Origin of the sequence: Saccharopolyspora sp. ASAGF58 (assembly GCF_012277335.1) — a bacterium.
Lineage (GTDB): Bacteria > Actinomycetota > Actinomycetes > Mycobacteriales > Pseudonocardiaceae > Saccharopolyspora > Saccharopolyspora hattusasensis.
In genome coordinates, this window is record NZ_CP040605.1 from 3,204,268 (window position 1) to 3,230,970 (window position 26,703).

General features: G+C 64.7%; 32 protein-coding genes, 1 tRNA gene and 1 pseudogene. 18 read left to right on the top strand and 16 right to left on the bottom strand.

What is annotated here, in order from left to right:
- Positions 1-23 precede the first annotated feature (23 nt).
- Positions 24-512 (top strand): HNH endonuclease family protein, encoded by a 489-nt coding sequence (locus FDZ84_RS15170; protein WP_168586440.1) that lies wholly within the window; start codon positions 24-26, stop codon positions 510-512.
- 333 nt (positions 513-845) lie between these two features.
- On the opposite strand, the gene FDZ84_RS15175 is transcribed toward FDZ84_RS15170, so the two are convergent.
- Both FDZ84_RS15175 and FDZ84_RS15180 read right to left on the bottom strand, forming a co-directional pair.
- Positions 846-1,124, bottom strand: a complete 279-nt coding sequence (locus FDZ84_RS15175; RefSeq protein ID WP_168586441.1) for a hypothetical protein — start codon at positions 1,122-1,124, stop codon at positions 846-848.
- A gap of 30 nt (positions 1,125-1,154) precedes the next feature.
- Positions 1,155-1,367 (bottom strand): zinc finger protein, encoded by a 213-nt coding sequence (locus FDZ84_RS15180; RefSeq protein ID WP_168586442.1) that lies wholly within the window; start codon positions 1,365-1,367, stop codon positions 1,155-1,157.
- Between the two features lie 370 nt (positions 1,368-1,737).
- Here FDZ84_RS15180 and FDZ84_RS15185 point away from each other — a divergent pair, with 370 nt between their 5' ends.
- Together FDZ84_RS15185 and FDZ84_RS15190 are read left to right on the top strand one after the other, a co-directional pair.
- Positions 1,738-2,580, top strand: coding sequence for a helix-turn-helix transcriptional regulator (locus FDZ84_RS15185; RefSeq protein WP_168586443.1), 843 nt, complete (start codon positions 1,738-1,740; stop codon positions 2,578-2,580).
- Positions 2,570-2,761 carry a DUF397 domain-containing protein gene (locus FDZ84_RS15190; protein ID WP_168586444.1) on the top strand — a complete coding sequence of 64 codons (192 nt, stop codon included), beginning with the start codon at positions 2,570-2,572 and terminating at the stop codon, positions 2,759-2,761. Before FDZ84_RS15185 ends, FDZ84_RS15190 begins: the two co-directional genes overlap by 11 nt.
- A 336-nt stretch (positions 2,762-3,097) precedes the next feature.
- Here FDZ84_RS15190 and FDZ84_RS15195 read toward each other — a convergent pair whose 3' ends face one another.
- Together FDZ84_RS15195 and FDZ84_RS15200 are read right to left on the bottom strand one after the other, a co-directional pair.
- Positions 3,098-3,376: a hypothetical protein gene (locus tag FDZ84_RS15195; protein WP_168586445.1), complete on the bottom strand. Its 279-nt coding sequence runs from the start codon at positions 3,374-3,376 to the stop codon at positions 3,098-3,100.
- 105 nt (positions 3,377-3,481) lie between these two features.
- Entirely contained in the window at positions 3,482-3,694 is a 213-nt protein-coding gene (locus FDZ84_RS15200; protein ID WP_168586446.1) for a hypothetical protein, read from the bottom strand.
- Positions 3,695-3,798: 104 nt separating this feature from the next.
- Between FDZ84_RS15200 and FDZ84_RS15205 the strand changes: the two genes are divergently transcribed.
- The 8 genes from FDZ84_RS15205 (at position 3,799) to FDZ84_RS15235 (ending at position 11,354) form a co-directional block, all read left to right on the top strand.
- Entirely contained in the window at positions 3,799-4,635 is an 837-nt protein-coding gene (locus tag FDZ84_RS15205) for a helix-turn-helix transcriptional regulator (RefSeq protein WP_168586447.1), read from the top strand.
- A gap of 5 nt (positions 4,636-4,640) precedes the next feature.
- Positions 4,641-4,826 (top strand): DUF397 domain-containing protein, encoded by a 186-nt coding sequence (locus FDZ84_RS15210; RefSeq protein ID WP_168586448.1) that lies wholly within the window; start codon positions 4,641-4,643, stop codon positions 4,824-4,826.
- Positions 4,827-5,062: 236 nt separating this feature from the next.
- Positions 5,063-5,902 carry a hypothetical protein gene (locus FDZ84_RS15215; RefSeq protein WP_246869028.1) on the top strand — a complete coding sequence of 280 codons (840 nt, stop codon included), beginning with the start codon at positions 5,063-5,065 and terminating at the stop codon, positions 5,900-5,902.
- Positions 5,899-6,213, top strand: coding sequence for a hypothetical protein (locus FDZ84_RS38870; RefSeq protein ID WP_246869029.1), 315 nt, complete (start codon positions 5,899-5,901; stop codon positions 6,211-6,213). Before FDZ84_RS15215 ends, FDZ84_RS38870 begins: the two co-directional genes overlap by 4 nt.
- Positions 6,214-6,597: 384 nt before the next feature.
- The gene (locus tag FDZ84_RS15220; protein WP_246869030.1) at positions 6,598-7,290 is read left to right on the top strand and encodes a helix-turn-helix domain-containing protein; all 693 of its coding nucleotides are present in this window, start codon (positions 6,598-6,600) and stop codon (positions 7,288-7,290) included.
- Between the two features lie 334 nt (positions 7,291-7,624).
- Positions 7,625-9,166 (top strand): SWIM zinc finger domain-containing protein, encoded by a 1,542-nt coding sequence (locus tag FDZ84_RS15225; protein WP_168586449.1) that lies wholly within the window; start codon positions 7,625-7,627, stop codon positions 9,164-9,166.
- 201 nt (positions 9,167-9,367) lie between these two features.
- Positions 9,368-10,834: an AlkA N-terminal domain-containing protein gene (locus tag FDZ84_RS15230; RefSeq protein WP_168590079.1), complete on the top strand. Its 1,467-nt coding sequence runs from the start codon at positions 9,368-9,370 to the stop codon at positions 10,832-10,834.
- A 13-nt stretch (positions 10,835-10,847) separates the two neighbouring features.
- Positions 10,848-11,354, top strand: coding sequence for a methylated-DNA--[protein]-cysteine S-methyltransferase (locus FDZ84_RS15235; protein WP_168586450.1), 507 nt, complete (start codon positions 10,848-10,850; stop codon positions 11,352-11,354).
- Between the two features lie 91 nt (positions 11,355-11,445).
- Here the strand turns inward: FDZ84_RS15235 and FDZ84_RS15240 are convergent, their stop codons facing one another.
- The 5 genes from FDZ84_RS15240 to FDZ84_RS15260 form a co-directional block, all read right to left on the bottom strand.
- A complete protein-coding gene (locus FDZ84_RS15240; protein WP_168584097.1) occupies positions 11,446-11,730 on the bottom strand; it encodes a hypothetical protein in 285 nt (94 codons plus the stop codon).
- Between the two features lie 131 nt (positions 11,731-11,861).
- A complete protein-coding gene (locus FDZ84_RS15245) occupies positions 11,862-12,968 on the bottom strand; it encodes an ImmA/IrrE family metallo-endopeptidase (protein ID WP_168586451.1) in 1,107 nt (368 codons plus the stop codon).
- Between the two features lie 27 nt (positions 12,969-12,995).
- A complete protein-coding gene (locus FDZ84_RS15250) occupies positions 12,996-13,688 on the bottom strand; it encodes a hypothetical protein (RefSeq protein WP_168586452.1) in 693 nt (230 codons plus the stop codon).
- An 80-nt stretch (positions 13,689-13,768) separates the two neighbouring features.
- Positions 13,769-14,974, bottom strand: coding sequence for an amidohydrolase (locus FDZ84_RS15255; protein ID WP_168586453.1), 1,206 nt, complete (start codon positions 14,972-14,974; stop codon positions 13,769-13,771).
- Between the two features lie 172 nt (positions 14,975-15,146).
- Entirely contained in the window at positions 15,147-15,578 is a 432-nt protein-coding gene (locus FDZ84_RS15260) for a hypothetical protein (protein ID WP_210435571.1), read from the bottom strand.
- 49 nt (positions 15,579-15,627) lie between these two features.
- Here FDZ84_RS15260 and FDZ84_RS15265 point away from each other — a divergent pair, with 49 nt between their 5' ends.
- The 3 genes from FDZ84_RS15265 to FDZ84_RS15275 all read left to right on the top strand — a co-directional run bounded on the left by FDZ84_RS15265 (position 15,628) and on the right by FDZ84_RS15275 (position 17,850).
- The gene (locus FDZ84_RS15265; protein WP_168586454.1) at positions 15,628-17,052 is read left to right on the top strand and encodes a PLP-dependent aminotransferase family protein; all 1,425 of its coding nucleotides are present in this window, start codon (positions 15,628-15,630) and stop codon (positions 17,050-17,052) included.
- A gap of 387 nt (positions 17,053-17,439) precedes the next feature.
- Positions 17,440-17,622 (top strand): hypothetical protein, encoded by a 183-nt coding sequence (locus FDZ84_RS15270; RefSeq protein WP_168586455.1) that lies wholly within the window; start codon positions 17,440-17,442, stop codon positions 17,620-17,622.
- Between the two features lie 12 nt (positions 17,623-17,634).
- Positions 17,635-17,850, top strand: a complete 216-nt coding sequence (locus FDZ84_RS15275; protein WP_168586456.1) for a hypothetical protein — start codon at positions 17,635-17,637, stop codon at positions 17,848-17,850.
- Between the two features lie 254 nt (positions 17,851-18,104).
- Here the strand turns inward: FDZ84_RS15275 and FDZ84_RS15280 are convergent, their stop codons facing one another.
- From FDZ84_RS15280 to FDZ84_RS15310, 7 genes are all read right to left on the bottom strand, one after another.
- The gene (locus FDZ84_RS15280; protein ID WP_168586457.1) at positions 18,105-18,317 is read right to left on the bottom strand and encodes a hypothetical protein; all 213 of its coding nucleotides are present in this window, start codon (positions 18,315-18,317) and stop codon (positions 18,105-18,107) included.
- A gap of 649 nt (positions 18,318-18,966) precedes the next feature.
- Positions 18,967-20,508 (bottom strand): IS1380 family transposase, encoded by a 1,542-nt coding sequence (locus tag FDZ84_RS15285; RefSeq protein ID WP_246868362.1) that lies wholly within the window; start codon positions 20,506-20,508, stop codon positions 18,967-18,969.
- 381 nt (positions 20,509-20,889) lie between these two features.
- Positions 20,890-22,143: an ISAs1 family transposase gene (locus FDZ84_RS15290; protein WP_168586439.1), complete on the bottom strand. Its 1,254-nt coding sequence runs from the start codon at positions 22,141-22,143 to the stop codon at positions 20,890-20,892.
- A 1,245-nt stretch (positions 22,144-23,388) separates the two neighbouring features.
- Positions 23,389-23,781 carry a hypothetical protein gene (locus FDZ84_RS15295; protein WP_168586458.1) on the bottom strand — a complete coding sequence of 131 codons (393 nt, stop codon included), beginning with the start codon at positions 23,779-23,781 and terminating at the stop codon, positions 23,389-23,391.
- 232 nt (positions 23,782-24,013) lie between these two features.
- Positions 24,014-24,070: transfer RNA gene (locus FDZ84_RS15300), tRNA-OTHER, on the bottom strand.
- Positions 24,071-24,304: 234 nt separating this feature from the next.
- A complete protein-coding gene (locus tag FDZ84_RS15305; protein ID WP_168586459.1) occupies positions 24,305-24,508 on the bottom strand; it encodes a DUF397 domain-containing protein in 204 nt (67 codons plus the stop codon).
- Positions 24,508-25,089, bottom strand: coding sequence for a DUF5753 domain-containing protein (locus FDZ84_RS15310; protein WP_210435572.1), 582 nt, complete (start codon positions 25,087-25,089; stop codon positions 24,508-24,510). Before FDZ84_RS15310 ends, FDZ84_RS15305 begins: the two co-directional genes overlap by 1 nt.
- A gap of 15 nt (positions 25,090-25,104) precedes the next feature.
- Here FDZ84_RS15310 and FDZ84_RS15315 point away from each other — a divergent pair, with 15 nt between their 5' ends.
- The 4 genes and pseudogenes from FDZ84_RS15315 (at position 25,105) to FDZ84_RS15330 (ending at position 26,580) form a co-directional block, all read left to right on the top strand.
- Positions 25,105-25,317, top strand: a complete 213-nt coding sequence (locus FDZ84_RS15315; protein WP_168584098.1) for a hypothetical protein — start codon at positions 25,105-25,107, stop codon at positions 25,315-25,317.
- Positions 25,314-25,523, top strand: coding sequence for a hypothetical protein (locus tag FDZ84_RS15320; RefSeq protein ID WP_168586460.1), 210 nt, complete (start codon positions 25,314-25,316; stop codon positions 25,521-25,523). The genes FDZ84_RS15315 and FDZ84_RS15320 overlap by 4 nt, the downstream gene beginning before the upstream one ends.
- A 171-nt stretch (positions 25,524-25,694) precedes the next feature.
- Positions 25,695-25,772, top strand: a pseudogene (locus FDZ84_RS40660) (hypothetical protein); the annotation flags it as partial.
- 148 nt (positions 25,773-25,920) lie between these two features.
- A complete protein-coding gene (locus tag FDZ84_RS15330; protein ID WP_210435573.1) occupies positions 25,921-26,580 on the top strand; it encodes a hypothetical protein in 660 nt (219 codons plus the stop codon).
- The last annotated feature ends 123 nt before the right edge of the window (positions 26,581-26,703 follow it).

Below are 26,703 nucleotides of genomic sequence, written 5' to 3' on the forward strand. Positions count from 1 at the left end.
CCTGAATAACGCTCACTGCAATTTTGAAGAACATCGATAACGCTTCGGGCGGTGAAGAAGTGATCGAATCAATGAAGCGGGGTTATGATTCGGATGCGATAAAGAAGGCTTGCAGGTCTCCGAAGTTCTACACGGCCGGCTATGCCAAGTACCTCCTTCTGCGGGCTGAAATCTGCGCCAGCGAGCTGACAGAACCTCGAAAGTTCACGGTAAGGTCGGTGGAACACGTGCTACCCCAGCATCCGGCCAGCGGTAGCGAGTGGCGCAAAGAGTTCACGCAAGACGATATCGACGCAGTGGTCCACAGCGCCGGCAATCTGGTGTTGCTGAGCAAAGGAAAGAACTCTTCGGCGCAGAACAAGGATTTTGAAGATAAGAAGTCCACCTATCTTCGTCCGCGGGTGACCGACTTCCCTCGCAGCGTCCAGGTTCTAAACGAATTCAGCTGGACCAGGAATCTCATTGGAAAACGCACCGAAGAATTCGCGAACTCAATTCTGATGGATCCGTAGTGGCAGGCAGTCCGCGGTCTGCCTTGTGCTGCCACTACCACGTAGCCTACCCGCGTCGTACGGCGTGAGCTGTGTCTATGAGGCGACGCTCGAACGCTTCGAACGGATCCAAGCAGCCTTGAAAGCGATAGAAGCAAGTTCCGCGCTAGCCCGGGCGGTTTGGTCGGTGACCGGGCGCGTGGGGAGGGGGCATTCGCGCCCGGTCACCGGGGTGGGCCGGTGCGGCGGAGGTCGGGGGAGGCGCCGCACCGGCCCGGCTGGGGAGGTCGGTCCCGGGAGTGGCTGTGGCCGCTAGAAATCGCCTGCTAGAACCGCCATAGCACTCACGAGCGTTTAGGCACGCAGGTGGTGCCGCCCGGTGGGCTCGTCGGGGTCGGTGGTGGGGAATCCCGGTGGTATGTGGGGATGTTCTTGTTCCACACGATGTTCTTCTTCAGTGCGGGTTTCGGCTTCGATGTCGGCTATGAGGTGCCAGACCGTGTAGGCGCCTTCGCCGCTTCCGGCGTGCTGGCCCGTTGAGAACGCGATGGTTCTCGCGGGTAGCTGGGTGGTGAGTATGGCGAGGATCAGCAGGTTGAACAGGACGAACGTGCTGAGCTGGATCCAGAACATCGGTAGGGATTCCTTTCGTTGGGTGGGGTGTCACAGGCGGGTGGTGAGGGTGTGCCAGCAGCGCATGCAGGTGTCCTCGCGGATCCAGTCCACTTCGGACCTGTCGTGCAGCTGCTCCGCATCCGTCTCCGCGCCGCAGAACGCCTTCACCGACTCCGCAGCGGGCACTTTCGTTGCTGCGATGGGGAAAGCGTGACGTCCACCCGTGACCGGGCGCCAGACATAGGTCAAGTAATCAGCCATCGGAACTCCGGTCGTTCGGTGCATGGTGCGTTCGGTTTCCATGGATGGTGCTCATCTCCTAACTCGCGGCCGTATCCGTGCCTGCCGGAGCGGCAACGTCAGATGCACCTGCGTCGAGGTGCGGTTGGCAGTCCGCGACGGAGGCATGGCACGAGCTATTCAGCAACGCCCTGACCAGGCATGGCCGCGCTCCGCTCAAACGTCTACACGCTTACATGTCCGGTTCTGAGGCCACAGCAACTATGATCGTTTCTCAGATGTTTCTGATGTTGGGAACCGTATCAATCACCAGGGATATCTGAGAAGTAGCAGGTAGGCGTAACACGTTCAGGGGTTGCACAAGCGGTTACGATGTTTGAGGAGGTCAGGCGTGGTGAAGTTTGCAGGCTCTCAAGCTCGCGCCATCGGGGCTGAGATCAGGAAGTATCGAGATTCACTCGGATGGACTCTTGAGAAGCTGGCAGAAGCGACGGACATTTCACGTTCCACGCTCTCCCGGATCGAGACGGGCGTACGTAAGGCGGGCGTTGACGAGGTCGCCTCTATCTTGACCGCGCTGTCGGTCACGGGCTCCCCAAAAGATCGGCTCATTAACCTTGCCGGCGCCGCATCTGGCGCGTGGGTGGGAATTGGTTCTGGAATCGCGCAGCAACTCAGTGCCATTTCGGCTTACGAAGCGGAGGCGCAGGGGATTTATGAGTTTCAGGTATCTGTTCTCCCGGGATTGTTGCAGACTGCTGAATACGCGCGTGTGCTGATCAGCACATCGCCACTTGGATCCGCTGAGCGTGAGCGAGCCGTCTTTACGCGAGTTGGACGGCAGGCTGTGCTGACGCGTCCAGGCTTGCGTCGTTACTCTGCGTTCATCGATGAGGCTGCGCTCCGGCGCAGGGCGAGTGGCGATCCAAAAATGATGGCGACACAGCTAAGTCACCTGATCACTGTCGGGGAGGGCGCCAGTAAGTCGGTCCGCGTGATTCCTTTCTCCGTTGGTGCTTACTGGGGATGTGAAGGTGCGTTCACGCTCTATGAGCTGGGAGAGGATCACAATGTTGTCTATCAGGAAAACCAGGGCAGCGGAGTTTTCATCGATGACCAGTCTGCCAGCGTCTACAAGAGCGTACTTGAGAATCTGGACAACGTCGCACTCGATCCTTCCGAGTCGCGACAGCTGATATCAACCTACCTGGAGCAATACGAAAATGAAGTTTGAGTTTCGCAAAAGCAGCTACAGTGGCGGTGGCAGTGGCACGTGCGTAGAAGTAGCCTCGAATGTTCCCGGAGTCTGGGCAATTCGTGATAGCAAGAACTCGACCGGTGAATTCTTGTTGATGGAGCCGGGCAGGCTGATCGCGTTCGTAGAGGCGGTGAAGTCTGGCCGGTTCGATCACTGAGGGGGTATACGGTGCTGTCGGCAGTTTTGTCGGGGGCACCGTCATTAATTTCGCTGCGGTCGACAGGTTTCTGAAAACCCTGAAGAGGGCCGACGCTGCATGCGACGCCAGGTCTCGTGAGGCATCCAGGCCATCTGAAAGGCGACAGTCGTAGCGGACTCAGGTGTGTCCGGTTGGGTCGGTGACCGGGCGCGTGGGGGAGGGGGCATTCGCGCCCGGTCACCGGGGTGGGCCGGTGCGGCCGAGGTCGGGGAGGTACCGCACCGGCCCGGCTGGGGAGGCCAGGTCTCGTGAGTGATCCTTCCGGTAAGAACCGGAAGGATCACTCACGAGCGTTCAGGCGCGCAGGTGGTGGCGCCCGGTGGGTTCGTCGGGGTCTGTGGTGGGGAATCCTGGTGGTATGTGGGGATGTTCGTGCCTGGTGTCGGGTTCTTCGGCGGTGCGGGTTTCGGCTTCGATGTCGGCTATGAGGTGCCAGACCGTGTAGGCACCGTCACCGCCTCCGGCGTGCTGGCCCGTTGAGAACGCGATGGCTCTTGCGGGTAGCTGGGTGGTGAGCATGGCGAGGATCAGCAGGTTGAACAGGACGAACGTGCTGAGCTGGATCCAGAACATCGGTGGTTCTCCTTTGGCTGGGCGGGGGGTGTCAATTTCGCGAGAAATTGGCGTTCACCCAGGTGACGGTCAATTTCTCGTGAAATTGACACCCCCCCCGGGTGATCACAGGCGGGTGGTGAGGGTGTGCCAGCAGCGCATGCAGGTGTCCTCGCGGATCCAGTCCACTTCGGACCTGCCGTGCAGCTCCGTCGCGCCCGCTTCTGCTCCGCAGAACGACTTCACCTGCTCCTCGTGCGGAGCTTTCGTTGCTGCGATGGGAAACGCGTGGCGGCCTCCCGTGACGGGGCGCCAGACGTAGGTCAAGTAGTCGGTCATCGATGCCTCCTTGTTCTCTCAGAATCTATCGGCAGTTTCTGAAACTGATCTAGTTCCGGTTTGGGTGAACCAGATCCCCGAGCGGACGATCTAGGCTGCTCAACATGAATGGCAGTGCTCGTGCGCGGGGTTTGGGAGCTGAACTGCGGCAGTTCCGGAGCCAGAGCGGCTACAAGCAGGAAGACGTTGCGAAGCGACTCGGCTTGTCGAAAGCGACGATGAGTCGGATCGAGAACGGCACGAAGGCGGTCACCGAAGCCGACGTGTCCGCGATCCTCGCCATACTCGGCGTGACAGGCGAGGACCGTAACCGCCTACTGAAGCTCGCTCGCGAACAGGATCAGCCCGGCTGGTGGGAGACCGGCGTTCCAGGCTTGCCGAAGCAGCTCACCGGTTTGCTGGAGTTCGAGCGAGACGCGAGCCAGATCAGCTGCCTCGGCATGGTCCTGGTTCCAGGACTGCTGCAAACGAGTGACTACGCGCGGGCCGTTATGCATGGCAGCGACGTTGACGCCGTTGATATCGAAGCGCGTGTTGCGATTCGCCTCGGACGACAGGAGAGTCTCACCAAGCCCACTCCTGCAGGGTTCCGTGCCTTCATTGACGCAAGTGTGCTTCGGCGCGTTGTCGGAGGGACGCGCGTGATGGCGGAACAGTTGCGCCACATCTTGAAGATGGCCCGGCGTCGAAACGTGACTGTCCAGGTCATCCCGGAAGAAGTCGCAACGCATCCTGGCCTCGAAGGATCCTTCGTCCTGCTTGAGTTCCCGAAGGCTCGCTCGATCGTCCACCTGGAGCAGCGCAGGCTGGGCGCGTTCCTGGACGAGCCCGCTGACGTTGCCGATTACGCGAAAGTGCTGGATACACTCCAACGGGTGACGTTGAGTCCTGAGGATTCGGCGAAGTTGATCGCAACGCGGGCTGACGAGCTAGAGGGGTGAAAACCATGGCGTTCCAGACCTGGTGGAAGTCGAGCCATAGCGCGAGCCAGTCTGACTGTGTCGAGGTCGGCACCGGGACCGACGTGATCGGGGTGCGGGACACCAAGGACCGGGATGGCGGGACGTTGGTCTTCCAGCCGCAGGCCTGGGCGTCCTTCTTGGTCGCCGTCAAGGCGGAGCGCTTCGGCTGAACTGCAGAGCGCGGCATGGTTGTTGCTTCCTGAGGCTTCGACGTGCCCCGGCGGTTTCACCGGGGCACCGTCGTTGTCGCTCGTGGCAAGTCGGTCGGCCGGTCCCTGGAAACCTGATCCGCGCGGACGTCATGCTTGGCTGCCTGCGCCGGAGGCTTGGCCAGGTGACTTGGTTGGGCTGGCGGCGCGTAGCCTGCACGGGCGACGAACGATCAACCTTCCAGCGCGGGGCACCGGTGAGCGAGTACCAGTACTACGAGTTCTTGGCTATTGATCAGCCGCTCGATGAACAGCAGCAGCTCGAACTTCGGGATCTTTCGAGTCGGGCTGACATTTCTGCGACCAGGTTCGTCAACGAGTACCACTGGAGCGACTTCCGGGGCCGTCCGCGCGTATTGATGGAGCGTTACTTCGACGCTTTCCTCTACTTCGCGAACTGGGGAGACCGGCAGCTGATGCTTCGGTTGCCCGCAGGGCTGCTTGATCTCGAGACGGCGCAGCGGTACTGCGTCGATGACGATCTGACCAGTGCTTGGCAGCATGGTGACCACGTCATTCTCAGTTTCACGTACCGCGACGAAAGCGGCGAGTGGGAATACACCAGCGATCCGAAGTTGGGTGTACTGCTTCCGATCCGCGAGGAGGTGGCCGGTGGCGACTACCGTGCTCTTTATCTCGCTTGGCTGACGACGATCGGCCTTTACCTTGATTGGGAGGACATCGATGTCGAAGAGGTCGAACCTCCGGTTCCCGCTGGGCTTTCGAAGCTGACTGGCCCCCAGCGCGCACTGGTTGAGTTTCTCCGGATCGATGAAGACCTGCTGGCCGTTGCGGCACAAGCCAGCGCGCCGCTCGGCGCCAGGCCTTCGGATGATGGGCTCGCCAAGTTCGTGGAAAGCTTGCCGCAGAACGAAAAAGACGCGCTCCTCGTCCGCGCTGCCAATGGCGATGGTAGTGGCATTGCCGATCTCCGACGGCGCTATCGGAGTCTGCACGCGACTGCGCCTTTGACGGGCTCCCGCACGGTCGGTGAGTTGTTGGATGCTGCGTCGGGGCGGGAAGCGGTGAAGCGGTGAGGCAGCAGGAGGAGACTCGCCGCGCCGAAGAGTTGCGCGCCCGCCGTGATCGCGAGGCCGCTGCCGTTCGCGAGAAGCGGCTTGATGCGCTCGCCGCTGACGAGGAAGCCGCTTGGCAGCGGGTGGACGAACTGATCGCCACCAAGAACCAGCGCGAATACGACGCGGCCGTCAGTCTCCTTATCGATCTCAAGGCTCTCAGTGCACGGAGCGGTGACGAGCCGAAGTTCGCCAAACGCTATGAACGACTTCGGGACGATCACCGCCGCAAGCCGAGCCTGATGCAACGTTTCGACGTCGCAGGGCTTTGAGATTTCTGCAAGCCTTTGGCGGAGCCCGGAAAGCCGTCAACCGCACCACGGGAACCGTCGTGGCAGTCCACGCCGAAGACCTTCCCGTGGCTCGTTGATCATTGGACGCGGCGGGGGCTGGGAAGCTGTGGCTGGTGTAGCCGGGGGCTCCCAGCCCGTCCGTCACGGGAAGAGCCCATGTCTGCCACTGGTAGTAATGCTCTCCGTGGCTGTTTGGAGCGCGGCATCGTTTGCGGAACATGATTTGCGCTGACTTGCCGGGGGTCGGTCCTTTGTTTGGTTGGAATACGGGCACGGTTGGCGACATCGCCGGGGTACCCGACGGGTGCCGTGGCAACTGGCCAGAGCCCGAACTACCGGGTATCGGGTATAAGGTCCTGTCTCGTGGAAAAGACCGAGCTTCTCGAACAAGTGCGCCGGCTACGTAGTGAAGGCAAGTCGCCGAAGGAAATCGCCCGTGCTCTTGATGTACGTCCGTCCGCGGTGGCTCCTCTGGTGCGGGCCGTCGCGGCGCAAGATCGCGCCACGGCCGAGTTGCCGGAACTCGTTGGCTGCTGGCTCAACGTGGGTTGGAGCCAGGGACTTTCCGTTGTCGGCCGACCCGACTGGATTGAACCAGCACAGGACGGCCCCGGCGGGCTGGTGAGCGTGCTGATCGCGCGCAGGCACCGCTGGGACAAGGTGTCGGTGTGCGGATACCTGGTGGACGTCTATTGCCTGGGAGTCAAGAACGCGCTCGGGCCGGACATCACCGACGACGTCGCCCTGCGGCGGTTCGTGCCGGAGTACTTCAGGACCTTCCGGAACGGTTGGAAGGAGGCTCCGATCGGACTCGCACAGGAGATCGTGTTCGGCGCCGTCGAGTACGCGCGCGGCCTCGGTTTCGAACCCCACGCCGATTTCTTGAAGGCCGCCGACCACCTCGGTACCTGGGAAGGCCCGTCCGGCATCACCTTTGGCAACGAGGGCAAGCCGTGCTACATCTCGGGCCCGTATGACAACCCTCGCCGGGTGATTGACACTCTGCACCGCACGGTGGGCCCGCCACCCAACTTCGATCACATCGTGATGATGTGATCACCGTTTGTGACCGCCGTTCGTGACCGCCGTTCGTGACCGCCGTTCGTGACCGCCGTTCGTGACCACCGTTCGTGACCCCTGTCCGCCGGCGTTGCTGTCGCTTTTTCGCTAGCGACGCCTCCGTCCTGCGGTGATGCTGGTGGGTATGCACGAGGATGTGGCTCGGTGTGTGGGGGCCGTTCAGTCCCGGCAGTAGCCGGTCGCAAACGGATCACTGCGAACAGCCCCCCGCCCGGGGGTTTGTCCGCGGGTGCGGTAGTTGTGGGGCATGGCGTGGTTTACCGAAAGTGACTTGCGGCGGCTTGCTGGAGAGCGGTCCTTTGATCGGGGATTGGGTTACCAGGACGCCGTGGGCAGCGTCGCCGAGTTGCCCGATGGCGTCGTGGCGAGCGTGGCCGGCACCGACAGCTATCGGGTTCGGTTGCGTGACCTCGGCGGCAGGCTGGGTGGGGACTGCAGCTGTCCCTATGGGCGCGAGGGCGCTTTCTGCAAGCACTGCGTCGCCGTCGGGTTGCGGATGCTTGCTGTCGCACCACGAGACGCCAAGCTTGCGCCGGGTTCCGATGTTCGGGCTTTCCTGGAGACCCTGGACCAGAGTGAACTCATTGATCTGATCTGGCAGCAGGCGCAGGACGATCCCGCGCTCTACCAACGCTTGCGGTTGCTGGCGGCCACCACGTCGGACCAGCCAGATTTTTCGGCACTGCGTGATCAGATCGATCTGCTGCAGACAGATTGGCTCGATTACGACGAAGCGGTCGCCTATGCCGACCGCGCCTACGGCACGCTGGATGCGTTTCGCCGCCTGTTGCCCGATCACGCGACTGACGTGCAGTCCTTGCTGCGTGAGGTGATGGCTCACGTCGGCGCCGCCGCCGGTTGCGGCGAGGGTGAGGTGGAGGAGGTCGCTGATGCGGCTTGGCAGCTCTATCTGGATGCCTGCCAGGTCGATCCGCCCGATCCGGAGGAGCTGGGGAACTGGCTGGCGTCCTTCCGGCTCAACGGTTCGGATTGGCCCAGCATCGAACTGTGTGAAGTCATCGAACTGCTCGGTTCGGAGGGGCTCGCGGCTTATCGGCTCGGCCTGGATCAGCCCGGAAGCCGATGCCCGGTGTGGCGGCTACGCTGGCTGCGCGAGGAGTTCGTCCGGGAAACCGAGGACACCGACACGCTGATCAAGACCTTTGCCGAGGACCTCTCCAATCCTTACTCCTACGTGCGAATCGCCGATGTGCTGCGCGAGGCCGGTCGCGTTGATGAGGCGATCGACTGGTTGCAGCGCGGTCTTCGGGACATGGGTCGGCGGGATCCGCGGCTTGTGGACCTGCTCGTCGACCTCTACCAGGCGGAAGGCCGTGGGCCCGACGCGGTGGAGCTCCTGGAAGCCGGATTCGCCGATGATCCCAACGAGGACACCTACCGGCGATTGCGCGGGGCCGCCGAGCGTACCGGACAATGGTCGCAGCTGCGCGAGCGGGCGCACCAGGTGCTGCGCAAGCGAGTCGAGGCCGGGAAATCCTTCGCGGCCGCAACACTGGCGCGGATTCTGCTGGCGGAAGACGACATCGATGCGTCCTGGCAGGTGGTGCAGCAGTATGACTGCGACCCGTCGACCCGAATGGCCGTCGCGGAGCGCCGGGCGGAGACCCACCCGGCCGATGCCATCGCCATCTACCGGCCGCAGGTCGACACGGCCATCGCGGAAACCAGCCGCCAGGGCTACCTCCGCGCAGCTCAGTTGTTGACGACGTTGCGGGGCCTGCATTCCCGTGTTGGAGAAAGGGAGGCTTTCGCGGCAGACGTTAGGCGGCTGAAGGAAACCCACCGGCGCAAGCGGAACTTCCTGTCGATCCTCGCCGAACACGGCTTGTGACGGAGCCAGCGGCCATCGGCAGGCAATTCGCAGCAGCCATCGGCAGGCAGTTCGTAGCGGCCGTTTCTGCTGCTCAGGGCCCGTGAGTGGTTTGGGGTGCTATAGCCCCCAGAAGTGCTCACGAGGGGTTTGTCGGCCCTGCGCACGTTGATGTCGTTTTTTCGCTAGCTTGCGGCCCGGACCCCGGTGATGCTGGTGGGTATGCACGAGGATGTGGCTCGGTGTGTGCGGGCGGTTCAGTCCAAGGACGCTCGGTTTGACGGGTGGTTCTTCACCGCCGTCGTCAGCACCGGGATCTACTGTCGGCCCAGCTGCCCCGTTGTTCCTCCCAAGGTGGAGAACATGCGGTTCTACCCGAGCGCCGCCGCTGCTCAGCAGGCCGGGTTTCGGGCTTGCAAGCGGTGCCGACCCGACGCCAGCCCCGGGTCTCCGCAGTGGAACGAGCGCTCCGACCTCGTTGGGCGGGCCATGCGGCTGATCGCCGACGGGGTCGTCGATCGGGACGGCGTACCCGGGCTCGCCTCTCGGTTGGGGTACAGCGTGCGGCAGATCCAGCGGCACTTGCTGGCCGAACTTGGGGCCGGACCGCTTGCCCTGGCCAGGGCGCAGCGCGCGCAGACCGCGAGACTGCTGATCGAGACCACGACCGTGCCCATGAGCGATGTCGCTTTCGCCGCTGGGTTTGCCAGCGTGCGGACGTTCAACGACACCGTGCGCGAGATCTTCGACCTCGCGCCCACCGAGTTGCGAGCGCGGGCTTCCCGGCAGCAGCCGGTCGCAGCCGGATCACTCGCGTTGCGGTTGCCTTTCCGGGCTCCGTTGTGCCCGGACAACCTTTTCGGGCACCTCGCCGCGACCGCAGTGCCCGGGGTTGAGGAATGGCTTGACGGGGCCTATCGGCGGACCTTGCGCCTGCCGCACGGGCACGGCGTCCTCGCGCTCCGGCCGCAGCCCGAGTACATCGACTGCCGGTTGACCCTGACCGATCTTCGGGACCTGTCGGCCGCGATCACCCGCTGCCGTTGGCTTCTTGACCTCGACGCCGATCCGGTCGCCGTCGACGACCTGTTGCGCACCGACCCGGTGCTCACGCCGTTGGTCGACAAGGAGCCGGGGCGTCGGGTGCCCCGCACCGTCGACGCTGCGGAGTTCGCGGTGCGCGCCGTGCTCGGGCAGCAGGTTTCGACTGCTGCGGCACGCACGCATGCCGCTCGGTTGGTGACGGCTCACGGCGAGCCGGTCGACGATCCCGCCGGTGGGTTGACCCACTTGTTCCCGGATGCGAGTGCCTTGGCGTCGCTGGATCCGGACACGCTCGCCTTCCCGAAGGCTCGCCGCAAGACCATCACCACGTTGGTCGAGTCCTTGGCGGGTGGTGGTATCGATCTGAGCGTCGGCAGCGACTGGCATCGGGCTCGTGCCCAGCTCGCTGAGCTGCCCGGATTCGGCCCGTGGACCGTCGAGACGATCGCCATGCGCGCCCTGGGCGATCCCGATGCGTTCGTGCCCACCGACCTGGGAATCCGGTACGCCGCAAGTAGCCTGGGGCTGCCCTCGACGCCTGCGGCACTGACCGGTCATGCCGCTGCATGGCGTCCCTGGCGCGCGTACGCCGTGCAGTATCTGTGGGCGACCGGCGACCACGCGATCAACCGGCTACCGGCCTGAGGAGAGGATTCCAGTGCACCCGGTGAACACCGTCATCGACAGCCCCGTCGGCCCGCTGACGCTCGTCGCCGTCGACGGCGCCCTGACCGGTCTCTACATGGAGCATCAGCGACACCGCCCGCCGGAGGAGAACTTCGGCGAGCCGGACACCGCGCCCTTCGGGCCGGTGATCGAGCAGTTGGAGGAGTACTTCTCGGGGCAGCGCAACGAGTTCGACCTGCCCATGACGCTGGTCGGCACCCCGTTCCAGCGCACGGTCTGGTCGGGGTTGTGCGAAATCCCCTACGGCGAAACCATTTCCTACGGCGAGCTGGCCGAGCGGATCGGAAAGCCCAGTGCCTCGCGGGCCGTCGGGCTCGCCAATGGCAAGAACCCGATCGGCATCATCGTGCCCTGCCACCGCGTCGTCGGATCCACCGGCAACCTCACCGGTTACGGCGGCGGGCTGGACCGGAAGCAGCACCTGCTCGACTTCGAGCGGCGCAACACCGCTGGCATGCAGGCGGCGCTCGACTTCTAGCGCCTGTTCTGGGGCGGGGCCGGACACGATTTCGCTGGCAGTGGGCCGGGAGTCTTTTGAACCAGCGCAAACCAGCACAAACCAGCGCAGCTCAGAAGACCTCACGGCCCTCGGGCTTCAGGGCGTCCAGGCTGGGTTGCGGCCGGTGCCCCCGAGGATCCTGTCCGATGCCGATGCCGATGCCGATGCCGATGCCGATGCCGATGCCGATGCCGATGCCGATGCCGATGCCGATGCCGATGCCGATGCCGATGCCGATGCCGATGCCGAGGTCGATGCCGATGCCGAGGTCGATGCCGAGGTCGGCCGGTCCCCTTCGATTTCCATTGAAATTGCGTGAGTTGTCCACAGCCTCCGGCGTGTCGTGGTCCGACACGCCGGAGGAACGCAATTTCCATTGAAATTGCGGTGGTCATCGGGACAGGTGCACGGGGGAGAAGCTGAGCACGAGCAGTGGCCGGTCCGTGCCCTCCCGGGCGATCGGGAGCCCGTCACCGCCGCGTGTGATCAGCTAGGTGTAATCGGGGTTAGTCGCGGCCGGCGGGCCGTTCTCCTGGCATCAAAACCTCGACCCGCGCCGGTACCCGGTACCGCGGTGATGCTGAGCCCGAGCATGAGATTGGTCAGATCCTCTAGTGGGAGGCAGAGTTCATCGGCGACGTCTGCAAGGCTGATCCGCTGTCCGCGAAGCGCACGCAAGACCTTCGTCAACAGTTGAGAATTTTCCCGGGGAATCCCGCCGGATTCGGCCCCGCGGAACCCCTGCTGGCTGAGTTCCACGCATGCGGACCGATAGTGATCACCCGTGAGAAGCCCGAGGTCACGAAGCCGGTGCGTTAGCGCCATGGCTGACACTCGCCAAATGGCCCTGCCTTCGATGATCTGACTTGTCAGCGGTTCTCTTGGCATATGAGTGAGCACGCTCGTGCGCGGCATGAGGAAAGCGCTCGCAAAAGCGTTGGCTTCATCTTCCGCTTCCTGCGACGGTAGCTCCGCAGCCCCTGAGTGGAGCACCAGGTGCCCGAGTTCGTGTGCGACATCGAACCGGCCGCGTTCCCCCGAAGTGAGGGTGTTGAGGAAGATGAACGGCCGCCCTCGATGCCAAAGTGAAAAAGCGTCGACCTCGGCATCTTCCGGTGACACGGCGAACAGTCGAACCCCGCGTGACTCCAGGAGGTGCACCATGTTCGTCGTCGGTTTGAGCTCGATGCCCCATGACGCCTGCACCATCTCCGCTGCGATCTCCGGGTCCACCCGATCGATGATCGGCACCGCGGCTTCCGGCAGGTCGAAACGGCTTTCAAGCCAACGGTTGAACTCCACTGCGAAAACGGCCGAGCTCGTCGCGGCATCGCGTTTGATCGCTGTGGTCTTCTTGCGCGCCCTGAAGGAAGGCGCACCCGATGCGATCTCATCGGGTTCAGGTGCTGCGAAGAAGTTCAGCGGGAACCTGAGTTGCTCGGCGAGGGAACCCAATGCCGCGCGGTCGGGTTCCAGCCGGCCGCGTTCGTAGTCGCCGATGCGCCTTGCGGTAACTCCTGCCCGTCTGGCCAGTTCAGCCTGAGTCAGCCCACGACGTCGGCGGGCAAGTACGAGGCGGCCTGGCGAGAACATGACTCCGCCATTGTCCACCCGTCTCGGTCAGCCCAACTCAGCACCGGGCTGAAGAGCTCGAACGTAGACATCGATCTGGTCCGGGTCCTCGGGTCCTCCTGGCATCACGATGGGGGCGAACCGCAGCGGTGGAAAGACCAGTCGTTGTCTCCAGGACGTGATGTGCCTGTCGGGAGAGATCGGGTCTGCCAATGAGACCTCTCTGCGCACCATGAACTCGTCGCCGACATCGAGGGGATAGGTCACGAGGAACCACACGTCCATCGCAGCGAGGTCTTCGATGTCAAGATGCCCGCGGTTGCTCGACTGCGTCAGGTCGAGATCGAGTGTCGGCTGCCCGGTACCTTGCGCCGTAGCCTCAGCAATCACCGCGCCCTTCGGGTACTTGCTCCGGGGGCCCGTCTTCGAGCGAGCGTCGCCCGTGTTCTGGTCACCCAACAAGACACCCAATGCCCTGCTCTTGTGGGCTTCGTACACCAACGGCACGTTCCGTGGATCCGCGTATCGCCAGCCGGCCTCAGCCACTACGCGGCGACGGAGCTCACCTACTCGTGCGATCCAGTCCTTGAGGCCGGGGGCGGATCGGGGCTCGAAGTCGTTGTTGGAACGCCTAGCGTTCACTCCGGCCCGGATGGCCTCATCAACCTGAGCGATATTGAGCCCAAGCTCTTGAAGGCGGCGTTGCGCAGCGGTACCGGTCCAGACGATCGTGCCTGACATCAAGCCCTCCCCAGCGCCGATGATCCGTTTCTAACGAAAGTGGATCTCCCTGGGGAACCGCCAATCGGGGCGGTGTCGCCTTACGCGGTCAACGCCCCGCCGTCGGCGACCACGCGGCCGTTGTGGATCACCGTCCGGTCGCGGCCGCGGTCCATCACGGCGGAGGCAACGGTTTCGCCATCGACCAGCAGCAGGTCGGCCTGGTCACCGACGGCGAGCCCGGGGCGGTCGGCGACCGACGCCAGCCGCGGCAGAGAGCGGTCGAGGATCGACGCACCGCCGCGGGAGGCCACCGCGTAGCAGTGCTCGATGAGCTCGTCGGCGCGGAACTGGTTGGTGAACGAGAGCTGCCACGTGCGGTCGAGCATGTCGGCGTTGCCGTACGGCGACCAGTAGTCGCGCTGGCCGTCCTCGCCCAGCCCGACCCGGATCCCGGCGGCGGTGAGCTCGGTGAGCGGCAGCGAGTGGTGCCGCGCGGGCGCGACGGTGGCCATCGAGATGTCCAGCTCGGCGAACTCCGCGATCAGCCGCCGGGTGGTGGCTTCCGAGACGCTGCCGAGGCTGTAGGCGTGGGAGATGGTGACCTGCCCCGCCATGCCGAGCGCGCGCGTGCGCTCCAGGATCAGGTCGACCGAGAACACCCCGAGCTCGCCGGGCTCGTGCAGGTGGACGTCGATCGGCGCCTGGTGCTTCTCCGCCAGTCCGAACAGGACATCCAGGTGGCGCACCGGGTCGCGGTCGAGCGTGCAGGGGTCGATGCCGCCGACCACGGCAGCCCCCGAGGCCAGCGCCTCGTCGATCAGCGGCGGGACGCCGTCCTCCCGCAGCAGGCCTGCCTGCGGGAACGCGATGATCTCGACGTCACAGCGGTCGCGGTGCGCCTCCTTCGCGGCCAGCACCCCTTCGAAGCGCTCCAGCCCGCAGTCCGCGTCGATCTGGGCGTAGCTGCGCACCCGGGTCGTGCCCTGCTCGATCATGCGGCGGAGCGTGTAGGTGGCCCGTTCGGCGACGCTCCACTCGGCGTCGCGCCAGTTCTCGCGGTCGTTCATGACCATCGGCCAGATCCCCGGGCTGCCGGTGTGCGGCCGGAACGGCAGGCCCAGCCGGGTCGAGTCGAGGTGGCAGTGGACGTCGGAGAACGAGGGCAGGGCGAGCCGCCCGCGGCCGTCGACCGAGTCGGCGCTCGTGGCCTGCGTCAAGTGCGGGGTGATGGCGCTGATCCGGCCGTCCTGGAGCTCGATGTCCGAGGCCTGGCCGCCCCACGGGCGGACGTTGGTGATCAGCATTGGCTCTCCGTTCGTCACGTCGTTGGTAGCACGTCGGCGAGGCTCGCCAGCGAGGGTGCTCGGCCAAGCTCGATGTGCGAGAACGCGAGCGTCGATCTTCGCCGTGGAACGGGTGCATACAGGACGCGGGTTCCTGCCGCACGGCTACAACATTCGGAGCAGTTCCGGCCGATCAGTGTGCGGGTTTTCCGACGACAGGCTCCGGGCTGGTGTCGATCCACCGTCGCATGCCGCCCAGCGTGCTCCGCGCGTCGAGGACGTCCGCGGTCCAGGTGGTGGATCGGACCGTGCCCCGGTCGCGGAAGCGGCGCATGATCTCGACGTGCGCGGGCAGGCCGACGAACCGCTGCAGGTCGTGCTCGCCGGTCCAAACCGAGAGCGCCCCGCTCTTGCCCTCCAGCGGCGAGACCCAGAGCCACAACCCGACCGCGCCGGGCATCGCGTACCAACCCCGGCGCAGGCGGATCCCGGCGCGCGCCACGCCGACCAGATCGCGGCGGCGGTGCAGGGTGAGTTCGGTGCCGCTCACCAGCACCGGCCCGGCCGGATTCAGGGCGGGCCCGGGCTCGAAGCGGGTGAACAGCGGGGAGTGGAATCGGTCCATGCCCCGATCTTGCGGCGCCGATTGGGTTGCTACAAGATCCAATCTAATCATGAACAAGCAAACCAATTCAACGCATTCGGAGTTCCCGGCGGACGTGTTGGTGCCGTTGGATCGATCCGCTCCGCGTCGGCTTCGGGAGCAGGTCGAGCACGGGTTGCGCGCGGCGGTCCAGGACGGGCGCCTGGCGGCCGGCACGCTGCTGCCGCCGTCCCGCGCGTTGGCCGGCGATCTCGGGGTCTCCCGCACCGTGATCGTCGAGGCATACCGGAACCTGATCGCCGATGGCTACCTGGTGGCGCGTCGCGGATCGGGCACGCGGGTCCGCGACGTCGCGCCTGCCGACAGCATCGAGCCGCTTTCGGCACCGACGGCGGCGGCTCGGTTCGTCGGCGGACTGCCCGACACCGAGACATTCCCCAGGCGGGAGTGGTACCGGCACTACCGGGCCGCACTCGCCGGCACACCGGATTGCAGGCTCACCTACCCGGGTCCGCAAGGCGCGCCCGAGCTCCGGGCCGCGCTGGCCGGTTATCTCGGTCGCGTGCGAGGAGTCCGCACGGCACCCGAGACGATGGTCATCACGACCGGATTCACACAGGCGCTCGTGCTCCTCTGCCGCCTCCTGCGCGCCCGCGGGGCCGAGCGGATCGCGGTCGAGGACCCGTGCTTCGCCTTCCACCGCAGGGCAGTCGAAAGGACGGGCATCCACGTGGTCCCCGTGCCCGTCGACGACGACGGCATCGACGTGGCCCGGCTGCGCGAGCAGCAGGTCGCTGCGGTGCTCGTCGCACCGGCGCACTCCTACCCGACAGGTGCGGTCCTGAGCCCGCAGCGGCGCGGGGAACTGGTGCGGTGGGCCCAGCGCCACGACGTCCTGGTCATCGAGGACGACTACGACGCGGAGTTCCGCTACGACCGCGCTCCAGCAGGCGCGGTCCAGGGGCTCGACCCCGAACACGTCGTTTACGCAGGTGGGGCAAGCAAGACGTTGAGTCCCGCGCTGCGGCTCGGTTGGGTCGCCGCGCCCAAATCCCTGGTGGGTGATCTCGTCCAGGAGAAGTTCTTCGACGACATGGGGTCGGGGCTGCTGGAGCAGCTCGCGCTCGCGCGGTTGGTCGAGGACGGCGGATTCACCCGGCACCTGCGGCGGGTCCGCCCGATCTACCGCGGCCGGCGGGATGCGGCGCTCAAGGCTCTTGCAGCGCACTTTCCCGAAGCCACCCCGACCGGTGCGGCGGCGGGTCTGCACGTCTACGTCCGCCTGCCGCCAGGCACCGACGAGAACGGGTTGCTCGACGACGCGCGCGCACGAGGTGCGCTGGTGGAGGGCGCCGCCCAGCACTGGGCCGACCCCGACCGGGCCGCACCCGCGTTCGTGCTCGGCTACGGACGGTTCGCCGAGCACGCACTCCCCGGTCTCATCGCCGCAATCGCAGCGGCCCACCGCTCGCGGAACTCGAGGCAGCAGTCCTGACCGCGCCTTGGCGGCGTCGCGGACTACGGACGAGAACTGCGGATGGTCACCGTCGACGCGAAGCGGCTGCGCGCGCTCGCGCCCCGGCGCGCGACAGCGGCACGGCCGACTCGCATTGGTGGCTGGTGGGAATCGGCGCGCGGCAGGTGCCGCAACCGTTTCCCCGCGCGCCGGGTACCTCGACAGATGATTACCGACAGGGGGAGGATCACTACGATGCTGTTCATGCGGCCCTCGTGTAATGGCACGGGATACACAGAGGTACGTAGCCAATCGCGGCGCAAGAGCGAAGGCGAAGAAGCCGAACAGGTCGACTGCGATGACAACTGCAACACGTGCGACGGCTCCGGCCAGCTGGAGAGTCCGCCCGCGGTGTAGGAGGTAGCGATGAGCGACACCGGCGAGACGACGTCGCGCTGCCGCGGCTGTGATGGCAGCCGGTACGTGACGCTGCCGCGCGCGATCATGTCAATGACCACGGGTGAGATGGGCACGGTGATGGCGCAGTCGAGATGTCGGCACTGCCGCGAAACACCGGGCCGCCAACGCGGCTTCGGGCCGCCCGCATGATGAGGTAGGGGCATGGTGGGCAACAACGACGACGACGAGCAGATGCGCGCTGGCGGTCCGAACGCACTGTGCTTCACCTGCGGTGGGATGCGGAAGATCAGCGAACCGCGGATCTACGTCGTGCAGGCCACCGAGGACATGCAGACCGGCATGACGATGGCCGAATGGCGCACCTGCCCGCAATGCGACGGCAAGGGCTACCTGCCGGGTCTTGTCCCGCCTGTGTAATCCCCCCGGAAACGACGAACGCGCCCCCGCACTCGACGAAGGGTGCGGGAGCGTGCTTCGTTCTCCGCTCGGTGGTGTGGGTCAGTTGGTTTCGGTGAAGGTGATGCAGGAGTTGGGGACGTAGCCGGGGATAAAGTGGGGGCTGATCTTGAACTAGATCAGCCCCCACGGCTTTTACCAGCGGTTTTGCGCCCCGGCAGGATTCGAACCTGCGACACCCGCTTTAGGAGAGCCTTCCGGCCGCCACGCCTAGTTCACGATCTTGTCTGGACTCGGCGGGCGGCTCGCTGTGCGACCACCGCCCCGATCCCGATGGCCACCGCAACTGGCCACTCCAGCACATCAAACACGGCCAGCAAGCCGAGGCCGCTGTAGTAGGCCAGTCTCGGAGGTGAGGGCAGACAAGTTCGCGCAGTGTTGACCGCGAAAGCGAGCTCGTCGCGGCTAGGAATGTGGACGGCGGGCATGGGGCTCCTCCCTCGAAAGCATTCCGGAGCTTTTGGGCCGAACTAAGCGCGCTCGGAGGTCCTTGGGCGCGCCCCGAAAGGGAGGGCCTCTGCCCTCACGTCGTCGACCCGGCGAAGCCCGATCAGGTCGTGTCAAGGGGCAACCGCTGCTGGTCACGGTACGCCTTGTGCGCAAGTGTTACCCCCTTGACACGGCCTGATAGCCCTTGCGGCGGTAGTTGGTCGGGTGGGGCAGCGCAGCCACGACCGAACCGCAGCGTTCGAGCGCGACCCCTCACCCCGTTGGCCTGCCCGTCCGGCGAGGACATCTCTGTGCTCTTCAGAGCGCCCCTTCTGGCGGTGCGGGGCCGCCTGCCTTCCCGTCTGGCCGGGACGCGGGCGCTCTCGCCCGGTCAACCAGGGTGCTGCCGTCGCGGTAGCGGACGATCGGAGAGCGGGTCATGTGGCGGAATCCCTTCTGTTGCTCGACTGAAGCGCTAACCCTGACTTTTCATGGCGGTCGGTGAGCGGGTGAGGGGGTTGGGTTTTGCTGTGGTGGGGCTGGTTTTCGCGGCCTGGGCGTGATGGTTGCCCGGCTGTCGGGCCGGGTGGCCGGGGGTTCCACGGGCCCCGGGGTCTTTCTTGGGTCGTAGGGGCGGGTTGGCGCTGGTTAGGGTGCTTGTGGCAGGGCGGTGATGCGCTGCCAGGCGCTCTCGATCTGGGTGGCCCAGGGCCAGGTGCGGGGAATTTTGAGTCGTCGTCGGCGGCCGCCGCGGACGAGGCGGGCCGCGGTGTGCAGGATGCGGTAGCGCAACGTTTTCGGCTCGGCTTTGGCCAGAGCGCCGTCGAGGGCGAGGAGTTTGAGCCAGGAGAGCAGGATGGCGGCGGTCATGGATGTGGTCAGCCAGGCGGTGTTGATCGCGAAGTCGCGGGAGGGGAATCGGCCCAGGCCGGTGTCCTTGCCGGTGCGGATGCAGTCCTCCACCCGGGCGTGCACCCGGTGCGCGGCGTCGATGTACTGCGACTGCCCCAGCCACCCCTTCGTGGTCTCGGGACGGTTGGTGACCCACAGCGTGTAGCGCCACCCGTCTTGGGTTTCGAACAGGGTCAGCTGCGCCCCAGGATGGGGACGTTCGCGACGCACGAACACCCGCATCTTCTCCGGCCAGGCGGAGAGTTGGTCGCCGCCTGGTCCCTGCCGCAGCAGCCCGGTCAGCTCGGCCACGTGGGCCTGCTCGACCCAGCAGCGGGCGTGTGTGCACCGGGGGTTGTCGCAGGCTTCCTCGGCGCGTCGCTCACGCAGCTGCCCGCGCGGCCCGATCGCCTGCACCCACGCCCGCTCGGGCACCAGCCGGATCGCGGTCTTCTCCCGCTCGGTCAGCGCCCACCCCACCGAGTAGATGAGCTGGTATCCGCGCCGGGACGCGAGCTTGTCCAGATGTGCGATGAGCTCGTGACTGGCGCCGGCACCGTCCACAGTGACCATCAACCGCCTCCGAAACTGTTGTGGCAGCGCGGCAATCGCACTATCGGTGATGGCGATGTGGTCCTCGGCTGTGTTGCTGCCGGCCGAACCGCGGCGCAGCATCCACGCCAGCGGCTCACCCCCGGTGTTGTCGCAGTAGGCCTGCAGCGGGTGATGGCCGAACCCCTTGAAGTTCGCCTCCGCCCACTCCTTGTCCGAATGCGCGTCAGTGACCGTCGCGTCGATGCGGACGCAGGTCACCCCCTCCAGGGTCTTGTCCGCGATGCGCACCCCGGGAAGCGTGCCGTGGCGTGTCACGATCTGGTCCCACGCATACCGGCGGGCAGTGTTCACTGCGGCGGTGATCTTCTTCGCCGTGCGGGTTCCGCCGTCGGCGATCTCTTCCAACGTCCGCCACGCGGTGGGCACCGACGCCACCGGCCCGAACAGCTCCCGCTGGTCACCCATCACCCGGAAATCGCTGATCGCCCGCGCCCCGTCGGCGATCGCGCACGCCACATCCGCTACCACCCGGCCCCGGTTATGCACCAGCAACCGGGTGCCGGCCAGCGCCTTCGACAAGCCTGCGGTCAAACCCGTCTTATCGGTCAACCCGCGCAGCAGCGCAAGCCCGGCGTGCGACACGATCCCCTCACCATCAGCGGTGACTTCCAAACCCCGCGACCACCCAGTAGCCTGCACCTCGAAAGTGCTCCTCACCTTGGTTGCGATACGGACGTCAGACACCCGTATCCTCCCAGGTCAGGAGCACTTTCTGTGTTCAGGCACGCCGCAACACAACCGACCCACATGAAAAGTCAGGGCTAATGCGGGAATTCTAAGAAAATGAAGAAAGATCACGACGATGGTTTGCGTTGCGCTTTTCGAGTGATTGAAGCGGATTTTGCGGGTGCACGGTGCTCATCTGGTTAGCGTGGACCGCATGACATCACTACAACGTGCTGGCGCTGTTTCCTGCGTAGTCGCTGGTTTCCTGCTGGGGTCGGTTCCGGCTTCGGCTACCTCCGCTACTCGTGACGCTGCGGTGCAGAATGCGGCCGACGTGAATAAAGGCTGTGCGCGCCTGGGCGTGTTTTGATGGATCTGCCCTCCAGGGCAAAGGCAAGATCACTGTGTGTTGCGCCCCGCAACTTGGAGTGACAGGACGGGGAGTGTTCGTGTACGGTCCCTGCTGATCCATTCGGTTGTCCGGCGGATGTCGTTGTGTCCGGTTATGCGAAGCATCGATATTGCGGTATTCCGTAATGTTGCCAGTATATGGGCGCCGGTGCCGGTATAGATTTGTTGTGCGTCTTCCCGGTATGTTGTGTCACGGACGTGATGGCTTTTGTTTTCTATTCCCCAATGGTCGCGGACTTGGTCGTGTAGGACTTCGGCGGTGACTGTGGTGGTGTTCTGGCTGGTGATGATCCAGGCGTGCTCTTTGCTCACGAGTTCTCCGGAAAGGGTTTTTTCTTCTCGTTTGACGCAGGCTACGGAGCGAGCGTGTGGGAAATCGATTCCGTCGGCGTCGGTAATCCAGGTAGTCCAACGGCGTATCCGGCCGTGGGTGTCATCGACGACGACATGATGCGGGGCTTTCCGCAAGAACGGAAGAGTGTGGTCGTATATCTTTTTCTTAAGCGCCGCTTGATTTCCCTTTACTGTCATGACGTAGTCGAATCCGCGTTCGCCGGCGATGTATTCGGCGGTCTCTCGCTGGGTGTGCACGGCGTCCATGGTGACCACCACACGGCCGTCCACACCGCGGGAGACACCGTCGAGCAGGGTCTTGACCTGGGTGATCTCGTTGGTTCCCGAGGGAACGGCCACTTGGGCGACGGTGACACCATCGCAGTGGATCATCGCGGAGAACAGCGTGAACGACTCGTGATCCCCGATCCACGAACCGCGCAGCACTTTGCCGTCGATAGCCAGTCGCAACGTGCCGCCCGGGATAGGCCGGGCATGACGCAGCAGCCACGGCCCGATCAGTCCTTCCAGCTTCGCTACATCGACATTTTCCAGTGCGCGCCGGATCGTGGACGTATCCGGGACACGGAAAAACCCGCGGAACCAGCACCATCGTCCACCTATTTTCCGCAGTAACGACGCCGGCAGATCGGCGACCTGGTCGGCAATCTGCCGAAAATTCGACGCGCCCGCCAGCACTGCGATCAACGACGCCGCGAGAAGGAACGCCAAACTGTACACACGGCCCTTCCGCTTACGGCGATCCGGCACCTTGCCGAGCAACTTCATCAGTTCCGCCAGATCGGCATCATCACCGTCGGCGCTACCCGGAAACGACGCCCATGACGAGCCATGAGAAAATGACAACGGATGGCCTTCTTCTGGAGTTTGGTTTTTCGCAATTTCCATGATCCCAGAAGGAGGCCATCCTCCATCTCCCGGCCCAGCACGCCAACCCGGCCGGCTACCCTACGAGCCGAGTTGATCACTCCGCGCGATCTTGCCTTAGCCCTGATCTGCCCTCCCGAGTTCCATCGTCGCCGAGTACGGGTCCCCTTCGGGGCAATCCCTGAAGATGCGGTGCGGTGACCCCACTAAGGGTGTGGTCCATGTGGACCTTGACCACGAAATTACAGAACAGACCGCCGATGCTTTCCAGAACTGCCTGTCGGACACTATGCAATTTGGCGGGTACAACCGTCCCGGCACTAACCCTAGTCTTTCAGTCTGGCGCTGGCAGTTCGGTCCAGGCCGGGGCGACGCCGCAGAGTTCGTGTATGAAAGCGCTAACGGCGAAGGGATCACCTTATACACCACTGGCGTGGCGCCGGGGAACGAGTGGCAACGTTGCGCTGGCGCTCGATGAGCGAGATCGTTACAGCCCATGAGTGAAGATCAGCAGCGCGCGGTGTCGGAGACGTTCGAGGTTCGCCTGTCAGGCGTGCACGGCGGCGTCATGCTTGCAGAGACGGATGCTGGTGAGTTCACCTTCAGTACGTCAGCTACGCGGAGTTCTCTGAACAACAACGACCATGTGGACACCGCGTCGAGCGGACTGTGTCGTCGAGGCAAGAGTTCCGTTCTCTCAATTCGTCGTCAACGTTACGCGAGAGCTTCAGCTCCTCCGAAAGGAAGAAACCGACGCTGCCGGGTATATGGCCAATTGGGGTCATTACTTCCCGGTGTCGTTGTTTGAGTAGCTCGAACGAGTTAGTGCGAGACATGGCTACATGGCGAGCGCTGACCCACGTCAATTCAGGGGGAATGAAAATTGAGAAGAACACTGGTAGGTGCGACCGCGGTTGCGATGATGTTGCTGGGGGTTCCTGAAGCAGCGACCGCAGAAGGCGACGACGTTGACGTCGCTTCGCCACCCGCTCCTAGCTGTGTTACGTGGCGCGTGGTCAAAGAGGTTCCGCCTCTCTACACGACCTTCCGCATCCAGAACGACTGTCTGGTGCCGTACACGGTGCGCCTAGACATTGCCTATGCGCCGGACACGGCGTGTGTGCGCGTGGATCCCTTCAGGTTCGTTGATCAGGATAATGACTGGCACTACGGCGAGTCGTCGATTCGAGGCGTAGTTCTCTGTGAATGATCGCTGGTCTTGTGAGTGATCGCGGGTGTGGTGCTGTCCCGCCAGACGGGACGCCATCACACCCGTTTAGCTTGGTGCTTCTGGAAACTGACCATCAGTGCTATGCCGTCCTCTGCAACGCAAGTGCAGCTCCGAGACGCAGTAGGTCGAAGCCACAGAGTGTGGCCCGGCAGTCGCCGCAGCAGACCGCGACCGGTGTCGGTGTCGCCGAGCGGCCACAGCGGGCCGCCGCAGTCCGGGCACGGGGCGACGGGCCGCGGGGGCGTGTATCCGGCGAGCTGTCGGGCTTGGGCGTGCAGCTCGCGCAGATCCTCGGCGAGATCGTCGGCCCACGGCTGCGTGGTGCACCAGTCGATGTATCCGCGAAGCCACTCGGCGTCGGCGGCCAGCAGCGGAGCGCAGCTGGAGACGGTTACTGCGGGTGGACGACGACGATGCGGTACGAGCACTGGCGGATGCCCGTTGGACGCAGGTGCGCGACATCATCGGTAGTCCGGAAACGTCCACGACCGAGCTGAGTTCCGATGCGATCGCCGAGGCCGTGCGCGTAGTGGCCGAGGCGGAACCCTGGCGGTGGGCGGCGGTCGCCGCAGCCCTCGACGGGGAGGCGGCTCCGATTTCTGCTCCAAAAAGATCATCGATCTGGCGTCCCGCCACGGGTCAGCGGGCTAATGCTGGTAGCGCCCCCGGCAGGATTCGAACCTGCGACACCCGCTTTAGAAGAGCGGTTTCGGGGGCATAGCAAGACTTAGCCCCGAATAGTCAGATTGACATATGGGCAGGTAGGAGGTGGTTTTTGGGTACGTGGCGGCTAGCGGCTCATAGCGTCGTCTAGTCGCCGCTGCTCCCATTTTGCTCCCATTTGTGACCACAATGGACGAACGTTGAGGGTTGACGTGCCGCCCTCTGACTGCTGGCAGAAACGCGAACACCCCCGCACGGATCGAGCGGGGGTGTTGTGCTGGCGCAGGGTCAGGCTCCGAACTTGTCTGCCTTCACCGCCGCGACGAACGCGGCCCACTGCGCGCTGGTCGTCGTGAAGTATCCGGCGGCGCGGTTCTTCGTGTCGCGCACGGCGACGCCGTCACCGACGTGGCCGACCTCGACACAGTTGTCAGTGTTTGTGCTGCGGCTCGATTTACGCCAGCCGCTGGGGGTGGCGTGAGATACGCTCATTATGTTGTCTCCGTTCCGATGACATCAGCGATGAGCCTGGAAGAGGCGTCCAGGCTCATCGCAACTTCCTTCACCCTATCGAGGGCTGTCTGGTATGCATTCACCTCGTCTGGCTCGTGCAGGAATAGCGCAGAGATTCGGTTTTCCAAGTGCACCACCGGTGTTCTGCGTTGATCGTCGAACTCGGCCAGCGAGAACGGACCCTCGAGGCCTGGATGCCAGCCACACCGGGTTGGGATGATCCGAAGCTCGACGTTGTCCAGCTCCGAGTACTTCACCAGCGCTTCCAGCTGATCGATCATGATTCCCGAGCTGCCGATCAATTGGTAGAGCACCGATTCGCCGATGAAGGCGCGCAGCTTGGCGGGGTCCTTGCGGGTGATCGCGTCGCGTCGCCCAAGACGAACGGCCACCCGAGTGTCGATCTCGGAGACTGGCACGCCGCCCGTCTTCATGATCTCCCGCGCGTATTCGGCGGTCTGCAGCAGGCCGGGGATCAGCAGCGGTGGCACGGTCGTGATGCACGTCGCCTCACGTTCGATCTCCAGCAGTGCAGCGAGCTGGCGCTGCTGCTCTGGCATGCCCACAGAAAGCCAGTGCGACCCGTCCGGGTCACGGGCCAGATTGACAAGCTGTTCCCGCTGTTCAGCGGACGCGCCGACCTTCGCGTGGTGGCCACCCTGTGCGGCTACCAGTTGGCCGTGGAAAACACGACGCTGGCGTTGCTTTGGGAAACGTGCCCGGACTGCAACGCGGCGGCGCACGTGCTCGCCGAGGTCCCGATGCCGCCGGCGGTGGGTGCGCGATGAGCGCCGAGCTCGCTTACATCGGGCGCATGATCCGCGCAACGGTGTTGATGCTGGGTTACGCCGCCGACGACGTTGAGCGCGGCCTGTGGAGTGACGACGAAATCGGACAGCTCGGCGACCAGCTCGCGACGGTAGCCGCCGCATTGCGCGGCGAAGGGGCCGCGCCGCAACCGCTTGTTATCGACCTATCGGAGGCAAAGCGATGATTGCCGCTTTGGTCGCAATGTCCCTGCTCGGCGTTGGCGGGCTCGCGCTGTGGGCGAGATTTTACTACGCCCCGGCACAACACGCCGGTAGCGGCGAGGGTGCGCTGACGGTCGCCTACAGACGCCCCGGTGGACGCCGTTGTGCAAACCCTCACACAGCGAGGGGGGACGGTGTTCCGCGCCAACACGAGCTGGTTCCCGGACCGGCTCGTGCTTGACGCGGAACTCCGCGCTTCCCGTTGGGTAGGGAATCTGGCCACAGAGCACCGCAGCGTGGCGCTGGAGGACATCCGCTCGATCTGGTACTGCTCGCCGACGCCATTCCAGTTTCCGCCTGGAATGGCGCCCGCAATGGCGAACCCACGCGGCGCGGGAAGCGAAGTTCGGCTTCGGCGGTGTGCTGTCCGCGCTGCCGGTGCTGTGGGTCAACCACCCGAACCGGGCGGCCGATGCGATGTACAAGCCGCTGCAACTGTGGGCGTGGGTCGAGCAGACCCGGCCCGGCGGTCTGATCCTCACGGACGTGAAACGTGCGGTCAACGCGGGAAGCCTCGCGTTGCTGCGGCGAACGGATGAGGGTGCCGAAGGACGATTCGACCGAACCTATGCGGCGTTCATGGGGTTGCGGAAGCAGGGTGAGGCATACACCAGCGTTTCCCGGCCGCGTGACCGCTCGGATGCTGCGGAGCGCAAAACCACCGTCTCACCGGAGACCTTGCAGAACCTCGTCGTCTGGTTTCTCGTGGCGCTCGAAATCGGGGCCGGCGTGTCCTGCGGCTACACCGGAAGCGATCCGACGCGGGCCCCGACCGCCGCGTGGATCGCGACGGCCGACCGGTCCTGGGCGGAGATCGATCTGGAACCCGACGGCGGAGCGTACCGAGTCCGTGAAGCCGGACCGCGGTCGCTGTGGAAGACCGTCGAAAACGCACATGCCACGTGGGTACAGCGCGAACGGCCCGGATGGGAACGGTTCGGGCTCACCGTGACACCGACTACGCAGTACGTTTGGCTCGATGAACCCCACGGCACGCACCGCTGGCCGATCCACACCTGACCTGGAAACGACGAACGCGTCCCCGCACCCGACCGGCGAACCGGAAGGATGCGGTGGCGATCGTGTTTGGTTCCCGGCCGCGACCAGGGGGTGGTGTGGCGGCCGGGCATTGGCGACGTTACT